Origin of the sequence: Thalassospira sp. MCCC 1A01428, from assembly GCF_002115825.1 — a bacterium.
Classification (GTDB): Bacteria; Pseudomonadota; Alphaproteobacteria; order Rhodospirillales; family Thalassospiraceae; genus Thalassospira.
Genome location: NZ_JFJZ01000066.1, coordinates 1 through 16,825 on the forward strand (window position 1 = coordinate 1; position 16,825 = coordinate 16,825).

At 53.2% G+C, this 16,825-nt stretch carries 17 protein-coding genes; 11 read left to right on the forward strand and 6 right to left on the reverse strand.

Features of this window, described 5'->3' with window-relative positions:
• Window positions 1-149: 149 nt before the first annotated feature.
• On the reverse strand, window positions 150-1,460 hold the full coding sequence (locus THS27_RS24175; RefSeq protein ID WP_085595281.1) for an MFS transporter: 1,311 nt from the start codon (window positions 1,458-1,460) through the stop codon (window positions 150-152).
• Window positions 1,461-1,690: 230 nt separating this feature from the next.
• A complete protein-coding gene (locus tag THS27_RS24180) occupies window positions 1,691-2,737 on the reverse strand; it encodes an aldo/keto reductase (protein ID WP_085595283.1) in 1,047 nt (348 codons plus the stop codon).
• Window positions 2,738-3,290: 553 nt separating this feature from the next.
• Here THS27_RS24180 and THS27_RS24185 point away from each other — a divergent pair.
• The 4 genes from THS27_RS24185 to THS27_RS24200 are packed head-to-tail and all read left to right on the forward strand — an operon-like array spanning window position 3,291 to window position 5,958.
• Window positions 3,291-3,587, forward strand: a complete 297-nt coding sequence (locus THS27_RS24185; protein ID WP_085595306.1) for a DUF2282 domain-containing protein — start codon at window positions 3,291-3,293, stop codon at window positions 3,585-3,587.
• A gap of 54 nt (window positions 3,588-3,641) precedes the next feature.
• Entirely contained in the window at window positions 3,642-4,586 is a 945-nt protein-coding gene (locus tag THS27_RS24190; RefSeq protein WP_139835729.1) for a DUF692 family multinuclear iron-containing protein, read from the forward strand.
• On the forward strand, window positions 4,583-5,398 hold the full coding sequence (locus THS27_RS24195) for a DUF2063 domain-containing protein (RefSeq protein ID WP_085595285.1): 816 nt from the start codon (window positions 4,583-4,585) through the stop codon (window positions 5,396-5,398). Before THS27_RS24190 ends, THS27_RS24195 begins: the two co-directional genes overlap by 4 nt.
• 5 nt (window positions 5,399-5,403) lie before the next feature.
• Window positions 5,404-5,958 (forward strand): DoxX family protein, encoded by a 555-nt coding sequence (locus tag THS27_RS24200; protein WP_085595287.1) that lies wholly within the window; start codon window positions 5,404-5,406, stop codon window positions 5,956-5,958.
• Here THS27_RS24200 and THS27_RS24205 read toward each other — a convergent pair.
• Window positions 5,955-6,956 carry an aldose epimerase family protein gene (locus THS27_RS24205; RefSeq protein ID WP_085595289.1) on the reverse strand — a complete coding sequence of 334 codons (1,002 nt, stop codon included), beginning with the start codon at window positions 6,954-6,956 and terminating at the stop codon, window positions 5,955-5,957. The two genes, THS27_RS24200 and THS27_RS24205, sit on opposite strands and share 4 nt — an antisense overlap.
• A 152-nt stretch (window positions 6,957-7,108) precedes the next feature.
• On the opposite strand from THS27_RS24205, the gene THS27_RS24210 reads away from it, so the two are divergent.
• The 4 genes from THS27_RS24210 (at window position 7,109) to yjfF (ending at window position 11,710) form a co-directional block, all read left to right on the forward strand.
• Window positions 7,109-8,062: an ABC transporter substrate-binding protein gene (locus THS27_RS24210; RefSeq protein WP_085595291.1), complete on the forward strand. Its 954-nt coding sequence runs from the start codon at window positions 7,109-7,111 to the stop codon at window positions 8,060-8,062.
• Window positions 8,063-8,184: 122 nt separating this feature from the next.
• Complete coding sequence (locus THS27_RS24215) at window positions 8,185-9,690, forward strand: sugar ABC transporter ATP-binding protein (protein ID WP_085595293.1); 1,506 nt, start codon at window positions 8,185-8,187, stop codon at window positions 9,688-9,690.
• A complete protein-coding gene (locus tag THS27_RS24220) occupies window positions 9,687-10,739 on the forward strand; it encodes an ABC transporter permease (protein ID WP_085595295.1) in 1,053 nt (350 codons plus the stop codon). The genes THS27_RS24215 and THS27_RS24220 overlap by 4 nt, the downstream gene beginning before the upstream one ends.
• Entirely contained in the window at window positions 10,736-11,710 is a 975-nt protein-coding gene (gene yjfF, locus THS27_RS24225) for a galactofuranose ABC transporter, permease protein YjfF (protein ID WP_085595297.1), read from the forward strand. Before THS27_RS24220 ends, yjfF begins: the two co-directional genes overlap by 4 nt.
• A 107-nt stretch (window positions 11,711-11,817) precedes the next feature.
• Here the strand turns inward: yjfF and THS27_RS24230 are convergent, their stop codons facing one another.
• Window positions 11,818-12,564, reverse strand: a complete 747-nt coding sequence (locus THS27_RS24230) for a FadR/GntR family transcriptional regulator (RefSeq protein WP_085595310.1) — start codon at window positions 12,562-12,564, stop codon at window positions 11,818-11,820.
• A gap of 621 nt (window positions 12,565-13,185) precedes the next feature.
• Here THS27_RS24230 and THS27_RS24235 point away from each other — a divergent pair.
• Both THS27_RS24235 and araD1 read left to right on the forward strand, forming a co-directional pair.
• On the forward strand, window positions 13,186-13,959 hold the full coding sequence (locus tag THS27_RS24235; RefSeq protein WP_085595312.1) for an SDR family NAD(P)-dependent oxidoreductase: 774 nt from the start codon (window positions 13,186-13,188) through the stop codon (window positions 13,957-13,959).
• A gap of 29 nt (window positions 13,960-13,988) precedes the next feature.
• The gene (gene araD1, locus THS27_RS24240; protein ID WP_085595299.1) at window positions 13,989-14,978 is read left to right on the forward strand and encodes an AraD1 family protein; all 990 of its coding nucleotides are present in this window, start codon (window positions 13,989-13,991) and stop codon (window positions 14,976-14,978) included.
• A gap of 183 nt (window positions 14,979-15,161) precedes the next feature.
• Here araD1 and THS27_RS24245 read toward each other — a convergent pair whose 3' ends face one another.
• The gene (locus THS27_RS24245) at window positions 15,162-15,527 is read right to left on the reverse strand and encodes an antibiotic biosynthesis monooxygenase (protein WP_085595301.1); all 366 of its coding nucleotides are present in this window, start codon (window positions 15,525-15,527) and stop codon (window positions 15,162-15,164) included.
• 14 nt (window positions 15,528-15,541) lie between these two features.
• Window positions 15,542-16,009: a hypothetical protein gene (locus tag THS27_RS24250; RefSeq protein ID WP_085595303.1), complete on the reverse strand. Its 468-nt coding sequence runs from the start codon at window positions 16,007-16,009 to the stop codon at window positions 15,542-15,544.
• Between the two features lie 128 nt (window positions 16,010-16,137).
• Between THS27_RS24250 and THS27_RS24255 the strand changes: the two genes are divergently transcribed.
• Window positions 16,138-16,572 carry a MarR family winged helix-turn-helix transcriptional regulator gene (locus tag THS27_RS24255; protein ID WP_246833096.1) on the forward strand — a complete coding sequence of 145 codons (435 nt, stop codon included), beginning with the start codon at window positions 16,138-16,140 and terminating at the stop codon, window positions 16,570-16,572.
• Window positions 16,573-16,825: the final 253 nt, after the last annotated feature.

Here is a 16,825-nt window from a genome sequence, read left to right on the forward strand (position 1 = left end):
AAGCCGCGCGCAGATTGCGGAACTGTCCACACATACATTACGATTTTGAACCAGGTATTAAGGGGGGCTGAATGAAAACGCCCTTGGTCCTGTGCCGCATGCAGTGAGGGCATTTTGTGCATTGTGAGTGCTTTGTGAGTGAACGGCGATTAACGGGAAACGGATGTTGCCAGTTTTTGGAGTTTCGCCTTCTCGCCGGTTGGTCGGAGGAGTAAAACCAGAAATGCGGCGGCGATGCACAGGATACCTGCGGTAAAGAAAGCAGGCAGGTAGCTATTATAGGTTGTTCGGCTAAGTCCGCCGCCAAAAGCTGCTGCGGCTGCGCCGAGTTGGTGCCCTGCGAAAATCCAGCCAAAGACAATATTGGTTTTGGCCCCGTCAAAATTCTGTGCGACCAGTTTAACTGTTGGCGGAACGGTGGCGATCCAGTCCAGGCCATAGAACACCGCAAAAATAGATAAGCCATATAAGGTGAAGTCGGAAAACGGCAGGTAAACCAGCGACAGACCGCGTAAACCATAGTAGGCAAATAGCAATTTGCGGCTGTCGAAACGGTCGGATAACCAGCCCGAACCGATGGTGCCGACAAAATCGAAAATACCCATCATGGCCAGCATGCTGGCGGCGGCAACCGCGGCAATGCTGTAATCCCCACACAAGGCAATGAAGTGGGTTTGAATCAGTCCGTTTGTGCTGGCACCGCAAATAAAGAAACTGACAAACAAAACCCAAAAGGCCTTGTGTTTGGCGGCATCACGCAGGACGACAAGCGGGGCGAGGAAAAGTTGGCCAAAGCTGCTTTTTTGTGCCGGAACATGGATTATGCCATCGGCCCCATAGGGCGGCAAATGAACATCTGCCGGGTGGTTATGCATCAGCACCCATACGACAAAAGCAACGAACCCCAGAAAACAGCATATAAGTGCCAAGGCGGTTTGCCAGCCATATTGGTCGGTCACGCGGGCCAATATGGGCAAAAATACCAGTTGGCCGGTGGCAGAGCTTGCTGTTAGCAAACCTAAGACCAGCCCGCGCCGGGCATGGAACCATCGGGTGGCAACGGTTGCCCCTAAAACAATGGCTGTAAGTCCGGTACCAAGGCCAATAACAATGCCCCATAATACAACCAGTTGCCAAAGCCGGGTCATTGCCAGCGATAAAAGAAGGCCGGTCAGAACAATAAGCAGGGATGCCATTACCACCTGCCGCACGCCAAAGCGGTTCATGAAGGCGGCGGCAAATGGCCCCATCATGCCAAACAGGGCAAACCGGATGGCAAGGGCAGAGGATATTTCGGCCGCATCCCAGCCAAACTGTTTTTCAAGCGGCACAATAAAAACGCCCGGTGCGCCAACAGCACCTGCCGTGCCCAGCATGGTTAAAAAGGTGACCGCAGCCATGACCCAGCCATAATGAATGTTGCGCTGGCCAAGACGGATGGAAAGAAAATGCGCGAGCATAGGAAAAATCCTGCTGGCCCGGCACGGTGGATTTTATGTGCCGGGCTGATTTTGAAAGGTGATGTTGGGGGGATACCAAAGCCTGTTGATCGAACCTGATTGACAAGTCCCTTAATCGACCGGCGGGCAGGCAGGCGGGCGTGACGAGGGCCTTGCCTTTCGCGGCACTGGCCGCACAGTGCAGTTGTGCCTATCTAATTGTCGGTAGTTCTTCACATCGATCATTGGTATTAGGCAACCGGGCGTATGGGGAGATTGATATGGTCGAACATGCCGCCTGAAACGCGATTGCGGTTTTCCGGTGCATTGTTCAGGCTGTGGGGAAATATCGGGTCAAGCGCGCTGACGGCATCAAGGCGGCCAAGGTCGTCGGTAGAGAGCACCAGATCAAGGGCAGCAAGATTATCGACAAGCTGGGAAACCGTGCGCGGGCCAATGATGGGCAAGGGCCCCCTGGCCGCAACCCAGGCAATGGCTACCTGTCCGGGGGTTACGCCATGTTCTGTGGCAATGGCGATGACTGTATCGAGAATGGCGGTGCGTTGGGGGCTGTTTTCGGCCTGAAAGACTTTTCCACCCAATCCCTGTGCGCGCCCGGTATCGCCAGTGCGATATTTTCCGGTCAACATGCCGCCGCCTAAGGGTGACCATGCCACAACGCCCAGACCCAAGGCATTGGCCATCGGCAGCAAGTCATGTTCGGTTGTGCGTTGAACCAGGCTGTGTTCAACCTGAAGGGCGGCTACCGGTAACTGGTTGCGTAATTCGGCAAGGGTTGCCATACGCGACACCCGCCATGCCGGAAAGTCCGACAGGCCTGCATAAAGAATTTTACCCGCCCGGGAAAGGTCATCCAGACCTCGCAAAATTTCATCGCCGGGTGTCATGCCGTCGCTGAAATGTACCCAATAAAGGTCTATGTAATCGGTATTAAGACGTTTCAGGCTGGCATCAACGGATGCAATCATATTTTTGCGGCTGTTGCCACTGCCTGCAAGGGTGCTTTGCGGGGCGGCACCCATTGTATATTTGGTTGCCAAAATCAGTTCCGGGCGATTTTTGCCGATCAGGCGTCCCAGCCATTCTTCGGATTCACCAAATTGATACGAATCCGCCGTGTCGATAAAATTACCACCCGCATCAAGATAACGGGCCAGGATACGACCTGATTCGTCAAAACTGGCACCATGCCCCCACCGTGTGCCAAACGTTCCCGTTCCTAAAACCAGTTCAGATACCCGTAAACCGGTATGAGAGCCAAGCAGATGATAACGCATTTGTGAGCCTTTCAGACGGCAACGTCATGCCGTTAAATGATGGTGATAATTTAACCATTATAAATGATGATTGACATTTAAAGGTCAAGCGAATTTTTCTTTCTTTGTTTTGGTGACAAGGAAGAGAGAGCATTCGCCTATATGGCGATGGGGTATTGGTAGTTGGATGCCTGATTTTTACGATTAGTTATAAAACGATTATTCCATTATTTTCAGTGCTCAGGCCGATTTTGACGGACGCCATGCGGCCAGTTCCAAAAGCCTGGTTGTGCGATCTTTGTCAAACCCGATGCATAACCATAGGTTGATATTTTGGGCGATTTGAAATGTCGCAACGAACGACAAAAGGTGGAAAAGCAACTGAAAATATAGCCGCGAATTCTCACATAGGCGTGATTTGAAAAGGATTAATCATCACACCCTGTTGATGGCTTGTGTGCAGGAGTTGCAATGACGAGGCGCGTTGCGGTTGCTATCAAATGAAGGTCGCCGCGAATTGGAAAGAACGCGGCAACATGAAAAATCGGGAATTTTCACCAAAGGGAAAACAGAAATGAAAAACGCACTTGTTTTGGCAGCAGCACTTTCAGCCGGTCTGACCATGGCCGCAACCCATGCTTCCGCCGCAGATGGCCAGGAAAAATGCTTTGGCGTTTCCCTGGCAGGTCAGAATGAATGTGCCGCTGGCCCGGGTACCACATGTGCCGGTACCTCGAAGGTTGATTATCAGGGTAATTCCTGGAAGCTGGTCCCGGCTGGTACCTGTGAAGAAATGTCCTTTACCACGTCAGATGGCCGTATGGTCCATGGCAGCCTTACAAAGCTCGATCGTGATCTGCCTGAAATGTAAGTCATTTCCCGGCGCGCCGGTTTTTCAGGCGCGCCGGAATTTTTGGGCAACGACATGACTGAAGCAAAGGACAGCATCGTGACGACAGGTATTGCCCCTGACCAGGATCGCATTTCCAAAAATGTTATACCGGCGGCTTCCCTTCCGGCGCAGGCCGGTGTGGGGTTTAAAGCCGACCATATTGCAGACGTTTTTGAAAATGCCGAACCTGTAACGTGGTTTGAAGTTCATCCGGAAAATTATATGGTTTCAGGTGGGCCGCGTTTGCAAATGTTGACGCAATTGCGCCAGAACTTTCCCATATCATTGCACGGTGTTGGTTTGTCTTTGGGCGGCGGGGAACCGCTGGACAAAAATCATTTGCGGTCGTTACGGGCTTTGGTTGACAGGTTTGAACCCGCCCAGGTGTCGGAACATATTGCGTGGTCGGGGCATGATGGCAAATATCTGGCTGATTTATTGCCAACGCCGTTAACATCTGCGGCCCTGGCCCATTTGGTCGACGCAATTGACGAAGTGCAAAACGCGGTTGGTCGTCGGATATTGATCGAAAATCCAACTTCCTATCTGGCGTTGCCGCAAAACTCGATGGCGGAAACTGATTTTATTATTCAGGCGGCCAGGCAATCGGGCTGTGGGTTGCTGATTGATGTGAATAACATTTTCATCAGTGCCCATAACCTGGGATTTGCGGCAAATGATTATATCGATGTTTTGCCCGCGGACCTGATTGGCGAAATACATTTGGCCGGGCACGAACAGGATGCCGATACCCGCGATGATGTTTTGATCGATACCCATTCCCGCCCGGTCGCAGACCCGGTTTGGGCGCTTTATCAGCGTTTGATAACGCGTGTGGGGGCAAAACCCACCCTGATCGAATGGGATAATGATGTGCCCGCGTGGCAAGTGCTGGCCGCCGAGGCCGCCCATGCCAACGATATACTGGACCAATGCCGGCACTGGCCTGAAAACCAAAGCCAAAGGGTGGCGTCATGATTGCCCGCATTCAAAACCGGCAGGAGGATGACACCGGCGAAGCGAGCGATGCCGGTTTTCATCAGGCCTTCGCAACCGCGTTGATGGATGAGGACCCGGCGGCGTTTCCTGCGGGATTGGATGAGAGGGCGGCAAGACGGTTTGCCATTTATCGCAATAACGTGCATCGCGGTTTGCAAGAGGCATTGGCGGCGGCCTATCCGGTGGTGAAAACCCTGGTTGGCGAGCGGTTTTTTTATGCCGTGGCAGCCGATTATATGCGAAGCGAGCCCCAGCGTTCCCCGTCGCTTGCGTTATATGGGCGGGGGTTTGCTGCATTTTTGGCAGATAACGACGCCGTGGCCCGTGTGCCTTACATCCCTGATATCGCCCGGGCTGAACGTGCATGGCTGGAGGCCCTGCATGAGGCAGACGCCCCCGCCATGATGGTCACGGATCTTGCAGGGCAGGAAGACCGGTTAATCTCGCTTTGTTTTCGCGTGCATCCGGCAACCCGGATGGTTTCATCGAATTTTCCAATTGTGTCCTTGTGGCGGGCTAATCAGGCGGATCGCAAGCAGGCGCGACAGGTGCCAATTCCTGACCGTGCGGAAACAGCATTGATTACGCGACCACATTTTCAGGTGCAGATGACATTGCTTGATGGCGGTGCGGGTAATTTTGCCAGCCAATTGTTGGCCGGGGCAAGTGTTGGCGAAGCGTTTGAATACGCCCTGGCGCAGGATGCCGATTTTGACGTAACCCCGGTTTTTGCCCGGTTATTGGCATCGGGCATGTTTTGTGGTTTTACGCTAGGCGACCAGGGGTTTTGACGAAAATGGCGATCAGGGAAATAACCACGCAGGTTTATCGCGCGGGCGACTTTGGCAAGGCACACTGGGATGACTGGCTGGGAGGTCTTACCGCCCGGCTGGTTTTTGCCGCTGTGCTGTGGCCTTATTATTTAAATAGCGCCATGACCAAGCCGGGCATGGGGCCATTGGGCATTTTTATGCCTGGCCCGGGCGCGTTTGCCCAAATTATTCCAACCATTGCCGAAGCCCATTCCTATGATCCGGGGGCGATTGCCTTTTTTCCGTGGCACATTATTGTCATTGCCGGAACCCTGGCCGAATTTGTTTTGCCGATATTGATTGTTTTAGGGGTTGCTACCCGGTTGGCGGCGCTGGGAATGATCGGGTTTATTATTGTTCAGTCACTGGTCGATATTTTTGCCCATGGGGCAATGCCGGGGGCGCTGTTTGACGGCGACCCGGCAAGCGTTTTGGACCAGCGGGTATTGTGGGTTTTTCCCCTGATTGTTCTGGCGGCCATCGGTGGCGGGCGTTTTGCCATCGACCGTTTGTTATGGCCGCGGTTGCGCAACAACTAGCTTTCAATTTGCCAAACCATAATGTGGGAGTATGTATCCCCCGGGTTTAGGAACGGGGCCGGGAAATCGTCGCGGTTTGGGCTGTTCGGAAAAGTTTGTGGCTCCAGCGCGATGCCGGCTTGCGGGTGTAGTTTGTCGCCGTTTTGCGCTGTCATTGTACTGTTAAAGTGTTTGGACAGGTAAAACTGCAAACCTGCTTCTGTACTGGAAAGGCTTAGTTTTCGGTTGCTTGCGCCATGATAAAGTGTCGCGATTTTCCGTAATGTGCCGCGTTTCCCTGTCAGGCAAAAATTATGATCATAGGCCGTTTTTTCACCTTGCGTGTTTGATGGGGCATGAATGGTTCGGGGTGTTCGAAAATCAAATGCCGTACCTGCCACATCAGCCCGGCCGGGCAAGGGAATTAAATCATCATCAACCGGTAAATACTGGTCGGCATGAATTTGTAATTCGTGGTCGGCGGCACTTTGGTCAAACCGGCCCGACAGGTTCCAGTAGGTATGATTGGTCATGTTAACGATGGTCGGTGCATCGCAAGTGGCCGAAATTTCACATCGCAGGCTGGTACCCGCCAATTCGTAACGAACCGTTGTGTGGAATGCGCCGGGAAAGCCCTGATCGCCGTCGGGCGAGGATAGGGCATAAATCACGCTGGTTGGCGTTTCTTCCATGATCATCCAGGTTCGCCGGTCAAATCCGTTCGGGCCGCCATGCAGCAGGTTTTGGCCTTCATTGGCGACAAGCGAAACCCTGGTGTTATGTAAATCGGTGTAGCTTGCGCCGGAAATGCGGTTGGCGTATCGCCCGCAGGTTGCGCCAATGTAGCTGTCCTGTTTGGCGTAATCTGTGACGTCGGGAAAGCCCAGTGCAATATTTACGGGATCATCTTTTTCACTTTTCAGGCAAAAAGACATAATTCGCGCCCCCTGATTGCAAAACCCGACGCGAATCTTTTGATTTTCTAGGGTTGTGAGCCTGTGAAGCGTGTTTCCGGGCATTATTGCTGTGTCCTTTTTTCGGTTTTCGTCCCTGATAAAACCGCAGAAATCCACGGGTATCAATTCATGGTTGCTGATGTGATTGTCTTGGTAACAATCATATTGTATTACTATATGGCTTTTGATGAGAAGGCCAATTCAGGGAGGAAATAATGAAACGGCTTAAAAAACTGGCTTTTGCCGGTGCGACCATGTGTATTGGCATGGGGCTTTCGGTTGCAGCGCAGGCTGAAATGATTATCGGCTTTTCCCAAATCGGGTCGGAAAGCGGCTGGCGCACATCCGAAACCGCATCGATCAAGGCCGAGGCGGAAAAACGCGGCATTGATTTGAAGTTTTCCGATGCACAGCAAAAACAGGAAAACCAGATCAAGGCGGTGCGGTCTTTTATTGCCCAGGGTGTTGACGGTATTTTGCTGGCTCCGGTTGTTGAAACCGGCTGGGATCAGGTTTTGAAAGAAGCCAAGGATGCCGGTATTCCTGTGGTGCTGGTCGATCGCGGGGTTGCGGCTGACAAGTCGTTGTATTTAACCAAGGTCGCGTCTGACTTTGTGCAGGAAGGCGCACTTGCCGCATCATGGCTGGCGGCAAAAACCAATGGTGTTTGTGATCTGGTTGAACTGCAAGGGACCGTTGGCTCGTCGGCGGCCAATGATCGTAAGGCAGGTTTCCAGGCCATTATCGATAATTTCCCGAATATGAAAATCCTGCGGTCGCAGTCCGGCGACTTTACCCGCTCGGGCGGCAAGGAAGTGATGGAAAGTTTCCTGAAGGCTGAAAATGGCGGTAAAGGCATTTGTGCGGTTTATGCCCATAACGACGATATGGCATTGGGGGCTGTTCAGGCGATCAAGGAAGCCGGGCTGGAACCGGGCAAGGACCTTTTGATTGTGTCGATTGACGGGGTTCCTGATATTTTCAAGGCCATGGCCGATGGTGAAACCAATGCCTCGATCGAGCTGAACCCGCATCTGGGTGCCCCGGCATTTGATGCAATCAAGGCATCGATGGATGGCAAGGACGTGCCAAAATGGATCAAGGCCAATGGTCCGCTTTACCTGCCTGATACGGCAGCTGAAGAATACAAAAAACGCAGCGGCAGCTGATAACAGCTGAGAACTGCGCCAGGAAAAACACCTGGCAGAATTGCTGGCAAATTGGCGTGTCCTTTGGCAAACCGGGGACACGCCCTTTTGCGCAACAGCGACGAAAAATCAGGGAGGATCATATGGCAGATATGGCACAGCCGGTGCTGTCTGCGCGTGGTGTGGGCAAATTTTTTCCCGGTGTCAAAGCCTTGCAGGATGTTGATTTTGCGTTGATGGCGGGCGAAATTCATGCGCTTTTGGGCGAAAACGGGGCCGGAAAATCGACCTTGATCAAGGTGATAACCGGCGTGCATGCGCGTGATGCCGGGTCAGTGCAGCTTGACGGTGTTGAAATTCATCCCGGCCACCCCGGCGAGGCGCAGCATCTTGGTATTTCAACGGTGTTTCAGGAAGTGAACCTGGTGCCGACCTTGTCGGTGGCTGAAAACCTGATGCTGGAACGTCAGACCCGTAAATTTGGGTTAATTTCGTGGAAGAAAACCGAGGCGGATGCCCGTGAAGCGTTGAAAATTCTGGGGCTTGATATTGATATCAATCGTGCCCTTGGGTCCTATTCTGTCGCCATTCAGCAATTGGTGGCCATTGCCCGGGCCGTTGCCCTTGATGCACGGGTTTTGATTTTGGATGAACCCACAGCGTCGCTGGATGCCGACGAGATTAAAACCCTGTTTCGTACCATGCGTGCGTTAAAGGACAAGGGGCTTGGCATTATTTTTGTCACCCATTTCCTTGATCAGGTTTACGAAATTACCGACCGTATTACGGTTTTGCGCAACGGGCGTTTGGTCGGCACCTTTGAAACAGCAAACCTGCCGCAAATTGATTTGATCAACCATATGCTGGGTCGGGAATTGGCCGAAATCAGCGCACATCGTCACCATGCCAGGGATGGCGTGGTCGATCGTGGTAATCATATTCGTATTAAAAATCTGGGTAAAAAACGGGTGTTAAACCCGGTGACGCTGAATTTATCGGGCGGGGAAATTGTTGGCCTGGCCGGGCTTTTGGGGTCGGGCCGGACAGAACTGGCCGAACTGGTTTTTGGCGCCCAGCGTGCCGATAGCGGCCTGGTGTTTTTAGACGACAAACCCGTAATGTTGCGATCGCCCCGGCAGGCGATCCGTGCCGGGTTTGGCCTGTGTCCCGAAGACCGCAAACAGGATGGTATTGTGCCCGAACTGGGGGTGCGCGAAAATATTGCCCTGGCGTTGCAGGGCAGACGCGGTTGGTTGCGGCCCATTCCCCGCGCCGAACAGGACAAATTTGCTGACGACATGATTGCGGCTTTGGGCATTGCCACGCCAGACCGTGAAAAGCCGGTGGGCCAGCTTTCGGGCGGGAACCAGCAAAAGGTTATTCTGGCGCGCTGGCTGGTATCGAAACCGGTTTTCCTGATTTTGGATGAACCCACCCGGGGCATTGATGTGGGGGCCCACGCCGATATCATCAAGCTGATCCGCGATTTGTGCGACGAAGGGCTGGCTTTGCTGGTGGCATCGTCGGAGCTGGAAGAAATCGTTGCCTTTGCCGACCGGGTGGCTGTTTTGCGTGATCGCGAACTGGCAACCGAACTTTCCGGTGCGGACATTACCCAAAACAATATCATCGAGGCGATTGCACGATGACAACATTGCAAGATACGAAAAAATCGCCGCAAAATGGTGGCAGGAAAGGCCCGGCAGGTGGGCTTTTGTCGCGGCAATGGCTAGGGCCGGTGATTGCACTGGTGCTGGTTATTGTTGCCAACGGGCTTATTTCGCCATCCTTTTTCAATATCAAGGTCGTTGACGGGCATTTATATGGCTCGTTGGTGGATATTATCCACCGGGGGGCATCGACCGCCCTGGTGGCTGTGGGCATGGCAATTGTCATTGGCACGCGGGGCATTGATTTGTCGGTCGGCTCTGTCATCGCTATTTCAGGGGCAGTAATGGCGGTTTTGATCCGCGATACCAGCCTGTCGCCCTTTATCGTTATTCTGGCGGCCCTTGGGGCCGGGCTGTTGTGCGGGCTGTGGAATGGCATTCTGGTTGCCTATCTGGATATTCAGCCGATTATCGCCACCCTGATTCTGATGGTGGCGGGGCGCGGCATTGCGCAAATGATTACGGACGGTCAGATCGTTACCTTTCACGGCGCGTTTTTTGAGGCCATTGGCAGCGGCTATTTGCTGGGTATTCCATGGCGCGTCATTATTGCTGCCATCGTGATTGCCGGTTTGTGGGCCATCATGCGCAAAACCGCCCTTGGCCTGTTTGTCGAGGCCGTGGGCGGCAATGCCCGGGCCAGTCGCCTGGCCGGGATCGATGCGCGCGGGATCAAGGTTTTGGCCTATGTTATTTCCGGCCTGTGTTCGGCTGTGGCCGGTATCATCATTGCGGCTGACATTCGCGGGGCCGATGCCAACAATGCCGGTTTGTGGCTGGAACTTGATGCCATTCTGGCGGTTGTTGTTGGGGGGGCATCGTTAATGGGCGGTCGGTTTTATCTGGCATTGACCGTTGTGGGTGTGTTGATCATTCAGGCCCTTGGCACCGGTATTTTGCTTTCGGGTTTGCCATCGCAATACACCCTGATCGTCAAGGCTGCCGTGGTAATGGTGGTGTTGCTGGTGCAAGCACCCCGGGCACGACAAATGATGGGCAGGTTCTGGCGCCGGAGGGACCCACAATGATAAACGAACGTTATTATCCGCTATTGGCGACATTGGCGGTCTGTGCCCTGCTTTATGGCTATGGCATATTTGAATATCGCGCCTTTAGCGATACCTATGTTCTGGGCAACCTTCTGACCGATAACGCCTTTTTGATCATTACCGCCGTTGGCATGACGTTTGTCATCCTATCGGGTGGCATTGATCTTTCGGTTGGCTCCATGATTGCCTTTGTCGGTGTGCTGATGGCCGAACTGGTTACGGGTTTTGGTATTCATCCGCTGGTCGCAGTTGTTATTTCACTGGTGTTTGGTGCGGCATTCGGGGCCTTTATGGGGCTGATCATTGCCAAATTCGACATTCAGCCTTTTATCATCACGCTGGCAGGCATGTTTTTTCTGCGCGGAATGTGTTTTCTGATCAATCTCGATTCCGTGCCAATTACCCATGATTTTGTCAGTGCCTTTGGCGGATTTCGTATTCCGCTGCCGGGGCGGGGCTGGCTAAGTGCATCCGCGATTGTAATGCTGGTTGCCGTTATGTCTGGCATCGTGTTTGCGCATTACACCCGCTTTGGGCGAAATGTTTATGCCATTGGCGGGGATCGGCAATCAGCACAATTGCTGGGCATCCCGGTCGAACGGACGATTATACAGGTTTACATGCTAAGCGGTATTTTCAGCGCGCTGGCCGGTGTGGTGTTTGCCTTTTATACCGCATCGGCCTATCCGCTGGCCGCGGTCGGTGTGGAGCTTGATGCCATTGCTGCCGTTGTGATTGGCGGAACATTGCTTACGGGCGGTATGGGCTTTGTTGCCGGCACATTCTTTGGCGGGATCATCATGGGGGTTATTCAAACCCTGATCGCCTTTGATGGCTCGTTAAACAGCTGGTGGACCAAAATCGTGATTGGCGGCTTGCTGTTTGGATTTATTGTGCTGCAACGCCTGATCACGCGGTCCTTTTCCGGGATGCGGGCCGGGGCAACATAACCTTGCCGGTTATTTGTGATAGCAAAAGCATATGGGCCGCCATAAAAGGCGGCCCTTATGTTTGTCTGGCGATATGAAAAAAGCGATTGGCAGCCGTTGTCTGGCGATTACAACGTAATCCGGTCCCAATCGGTGCTGCCTTTCATGCCCAACTGGTCGCGCAGTTGCATCATGGTCTGACGCAGCAATTGCCGCATCACAGTGCGCGCGGCATCGGGGTCGCGGTCGGCAATGGCCTGATAAACGGCCTTGTGGCTGGGAAGCGATTGCACATGTGCCTTTGGCCCGCCGCTTGACATGCGAAACGACCCGATCAGCGCGCTTTCAATCAGCATGCCCAGTGATTTCATGAAATCATTTTGCGAGGCATCGAGAATGGCCTGATGAAACTCAAGGTCGGTTAAATAAACCGCTTCGGTGCCCGGTTCGGCCTGTTCCATGCTCAGATAGGTATTGCGAATGGTTTCAAGCTGCGCTTCGCTGCGCCGTTCTGCGGCCATGGCGGCGGTGTTGGGTTCAATGATCAGGCGGGTTTCAAACAGGCCATAGAGAAACGCCGGGTCCGGATCGGGGAAATGCCACGATAAAACATCAGGGTCCAGCAGGTTCCAGAAATGGCGGGGCTTTACCCTTGTGCCGGTTTTCGGGCGGCTTTCAATCAGGCCCTTGGCTGATAAAATTTTGATCGCTTCGCGCAGGGCGGTGCGCGATACATCCAGCGTTTCGCTTAACTGCGCTTCGGTTGGCAAATTGTCACCCGGTGTCAGTTGCCCCGACACAATGCGTCGTCCCAGATCATGGGCAACGATACTGTGCAGACTACGCCTGGCATAGGTTCGAGACATGGATGACATAATTTGATTTTCCCTTGGTGCAGCGCGCAAAGCCGTCCAGTTTCGCCCAAAGGGCACATTATTCATATCATATGAATATATTTGACCAGCAATATCAGGCCGGGTCAACCGGCTTTGCATGCCGGTTTTTTGCGCAATACACAAATTTCCGAAGTCTTACCCGCTGGCTTATACCCCATCACGGACAGGGGTAAAAGCAGGGATGTTTTCATATTTCCCCTGTCTGCTATCTTGACACCTTTGGTGGGATTGATCATTACTGTTATAGTATGAAGAATAAGGTTGTCACAAGATAGCCCGCTATCAGGAGGAAACCGGAGCGCCGCCGTGGAATGCTCATTTGCAAGGCTTTCAGGGAATAGTGCCCTGTGCCATTTTTTGCATGATGCCTGTCAATGTCATGAAAGCCAGTTTGAAAGTTATTTTCCCGGCGAAAAGTGCCTTGCAACAAGGCAGCGCCGAGCCTGAAAATAGTGCTGGCAGCAGGTGTTAAAACGACAATTCCGGATGTGTCACAGGGTTTGTCACGGGCCGATGCCGGGTTTCTTTAATGTGATTTACGTTTGCAACTTTGTTGCCAAGCGGTCCAAGGTTAAATCGATCAAGGGAGAAAGCGCCATCATGGCTGATCGCAAACCAACTCATTATACCAGCCTTCAGGATGCCTCGGTTTTTATTACCGGTGGTGCGACGGGCATTGGCAAGGCACTGGTCGAAGCTTTTTGCGAACAGGGTGCCAAGGTCGCCTTTGTTGATATCCTTCGCGATGAGGGGCAGGCGCTGGTGCAGGAACTTGCGAAGTCGTCATCCCATGCACCGATTTTTATCGAATGCGATTTAACCAATATTGATGCCTTGCGTCGTGCCGTTGGGGATGCAAGTGCCCAGAACGGGCCAATTTCGGTATTGCTAAATAATGTTGCCAACGACACCCGCCATAAGTGGCAGGACGTGACCCCGGAATATTGGGATCAGCGCCAGGCGATTAATATTCGGCCGGCATTTTTTGCCATTCAGGCCGTTGCGCCGATGATGATCAAGGCCGGGGGCGGCTCTATTGTAAATTTTGGCTCGGTCAGCTGGATGATGGGGCAGGGCGGTATGCCCGGCTATACCACGGCCAAATCCGCCGTGCAGGGCCTGACACGCGGCATGGCGCGCGACCTTGGCAAAGATGGCATACGGGTGAACACGCTGGTCCCGGGCTGGGTAATGACACAGCGCCAGCTTGATCTTTGGGTCGATGAAGCCGCTGAAAAGGAAATTGCCGAACGGCAATGCCTGAAAAACAAGGTTATGCCTGATGATATTGCGCGCATGGCGTTGTTCCTGGCCTCGGACGAAAGCCGGATGATTTCGTCGCAAAATTTCATTGTTGATGGCGGCTGGGTTTAAGCCCGCTTAAGTTCTTTCAGGATAAAAAAATGAGACTGGTTCAATTTCGTGATGAAGAAGGCAACGCTTCTGTTGCCGTTGTTGAAGATAGCGACACCCTTGTTCCCTTGCGGGGTGTGGCCTCGGTTCGGGAACTGGCGAAAATTGCGCTGGCCGACGGGGAAACCCTGGTTCGGGCCGCAACCGCACAAATGGGCGATGAACGTATTGATTATAACGTTGTTGCCAAATCGGGTCGTTTGTTGCCGCCCATCAGCCATTCCGACCCGGCGCATTTTCTGGTGACTGGAACGGGCCTTACCCATCTGGGGTCGGCATCGGCACGGGCAAATATGCATACGGGCGATCATAAAAAAGCCGATGAAACCGATTCCATGAAGATGTTTCGCATGGGCGTTGAGGGCGGCAAACCTGCGGCCGGTCAGCATGGTGTGCAGCCTGAATGGTTTTACAAAGGAGACGGGTCGGTGGTTGTTGCACCGGGGGCTGATATTCCCAGTCCGTCTTTTGCGCTCGATGGCAGCGAAGAACCTGAAATCGCTGCTATTTACATGATCGACGAGGATGGCACGCCGGTGCGTCTGGGCTTTGCCATTGGCAACGAATTTTCCGACCATGTGATGGAACGTCAGAATTATCTTTATCTGGCGCATTCAAAGTTGCGTGCCTGCGCACTGGGGCCGGAACTGCTGTTGGGCGATTTACCATCCCATGTCGAAGGCACATCACGGCTGTATCGGGATGGTAAGGTAATTTGGGAAAAACAGTTCGTCAGCGGTGAAGACAACATGTCGCATTCATTGGCAAACCTCGAATATCATCATTTCAAATACGACCTGTTCTGTCGCCCCGGTGATATTCACGCCCATTATTTTGGTACGGCAACTCTTAGCTTCGCTGATGGTGTGACCACACAGGATGGTGACGAATTTGAAATTTCGTCCGACACATTTGGCCGCCCCATTCGCAACCGTCTTAAAGTTCAGGTGGAACGCCCGGTTAAGGTGCGCACGATCTAGGTTTTGCTTTTGGGGCGGGTTTTATCCCGTTGGCTAATGGCAGCGTAAGGCTGCCTCACTCGTCTTTCTGACAATCCGGCCTCGTTTTGGGGCCGGATTTTTTGATTTCGGGGACCAGATTGACCCGGCGGACCTGGAAATGTGCTAAAGGGGAACGTCGTTTGAAACGGCAAGGTGCCGCCGTTAAGCCACACAGATACCGGGCACGTCAACCTTGCGAAAAAGGTGCGGGCTTGCTGTGGTGGAGGCTGGATAATTCCCCAACTGCGCCTGAAATTCGGGATCGTTGAAGGCCGCGCGGAAATGGGCGGTGGATTGCCAAACGGCATAATTCAGGAATGTCCCACTTCCGGCAATGCCCCGGTGAAGTTGGGTAGAGATAAAGCCCGGTTGCGCCTTCATGAGGGCGGCGTCGTGCGTCCACGCCGTTACCAGCTTGTCGGCGTCTTCTGGCGGAACGGTCAGCGTGTTGATCAGGATTACGGCACCACCGTCATCGGCTAATTGTGCTGCAAGCGTTACGGTCGGGTCCATTTCGGCAAATTTCATTGTTTTAACGTCCTTTATTGCGGATCAGTCGGGGACATATTGGCCGGGGACAGGAAACGGCGTGTCAGTTTGAAACCGTCGCGCATATTGAGGCCAAGCAGCGTGATATTGAGCGCACCGGCACAAAGCTCGAGGGCCTGCACCGCATAGAAAACGGTATCAAGCTCGTTCGCCCGTGCCTTAAAGGCCAGAAACAGTGCCGAAGGCACAAGAACCAGAAGGCCGTTGATGGCACAGGCAATGGTTCGCCTGATCTTTGTTGTAATCACTTTTGGCCGTCGTCCGCGGGCCAAATTAAATCCCGTCCCGCCGGTCGCAGCGAGCGCGGGAATAAGCAGCAAAAAGCCCCACGGGATGATGTTCTTGATGGCGATAATCGTGTTGACCGAGCCAAACATCTCGCCAAACACGGTTGAGAGCCAAAAGATGACGATGGTGAGAAGGGCGATCCCGCCCGCAACAGGATGAATGATGTTGACCATGTCTGCTATTTCAATATGGTGTTGTAATGTCAATCTGGTATTGAGTATTATTATTTTGACATCATGTTGTCAATTGGGTTGTATGGTTTGAAATGAAGAAAGAGAAACGAACCCCGGCTGGCGCCGTCTTGAGCGACACGATCCTTGACCTGTTAAGGCTTAATAGTCGCATCCTTACGGCGGGGGACAGGCTTGTTGCGCCCCTTGGACTGACCAGCGCCCGCTGGCAAATCCTCGGCACCATGATTGTTGCGGAACGCCCGCAACCGGTGGCATGGATCGCCCGCGATATGGGGGTGAACCGCCAGAATGTGCAGCGTATTGTCAATGATCTGGCGCGGGATGGCCTCGTCACCTTTCAGCCAAACCCCCATCACCGGCGTGCACAACTCGTCGTTCTTACTGACGAAGGGATGAAGGCTTACGATGATGCCATGCAGTTACAAACGCCGTGGGTGAATGATCTTGCTGAAGGTCTTGAGCCCGAGGACATTGAGGTGACCCGCAAAGTCATTGCCACTTTGCAGCGCAAGCTGGAAGACGGCAACACCGCTGACTCCTAGGACCTATTCCCGGTGTGCAGAACAGATGATTTAAAGGTGCTTTTGCGGGGTTTAAATTATCCTTTCGCTCAACGCCTCTACGCTTGGCGATATCCTGGCGAAGCCTGTTTTTCAAAGCTTGGGCAATCTCGATATGGGCAACTTGATGCGAAAAGACCGCGAGGCATTACCTCGCGGTCATCTCTGTCGCTGCTATTTTCGTGCAGATCAGATCAGGTCAATATGCGCAGAACCTAGGCTCAGGACCTATTAA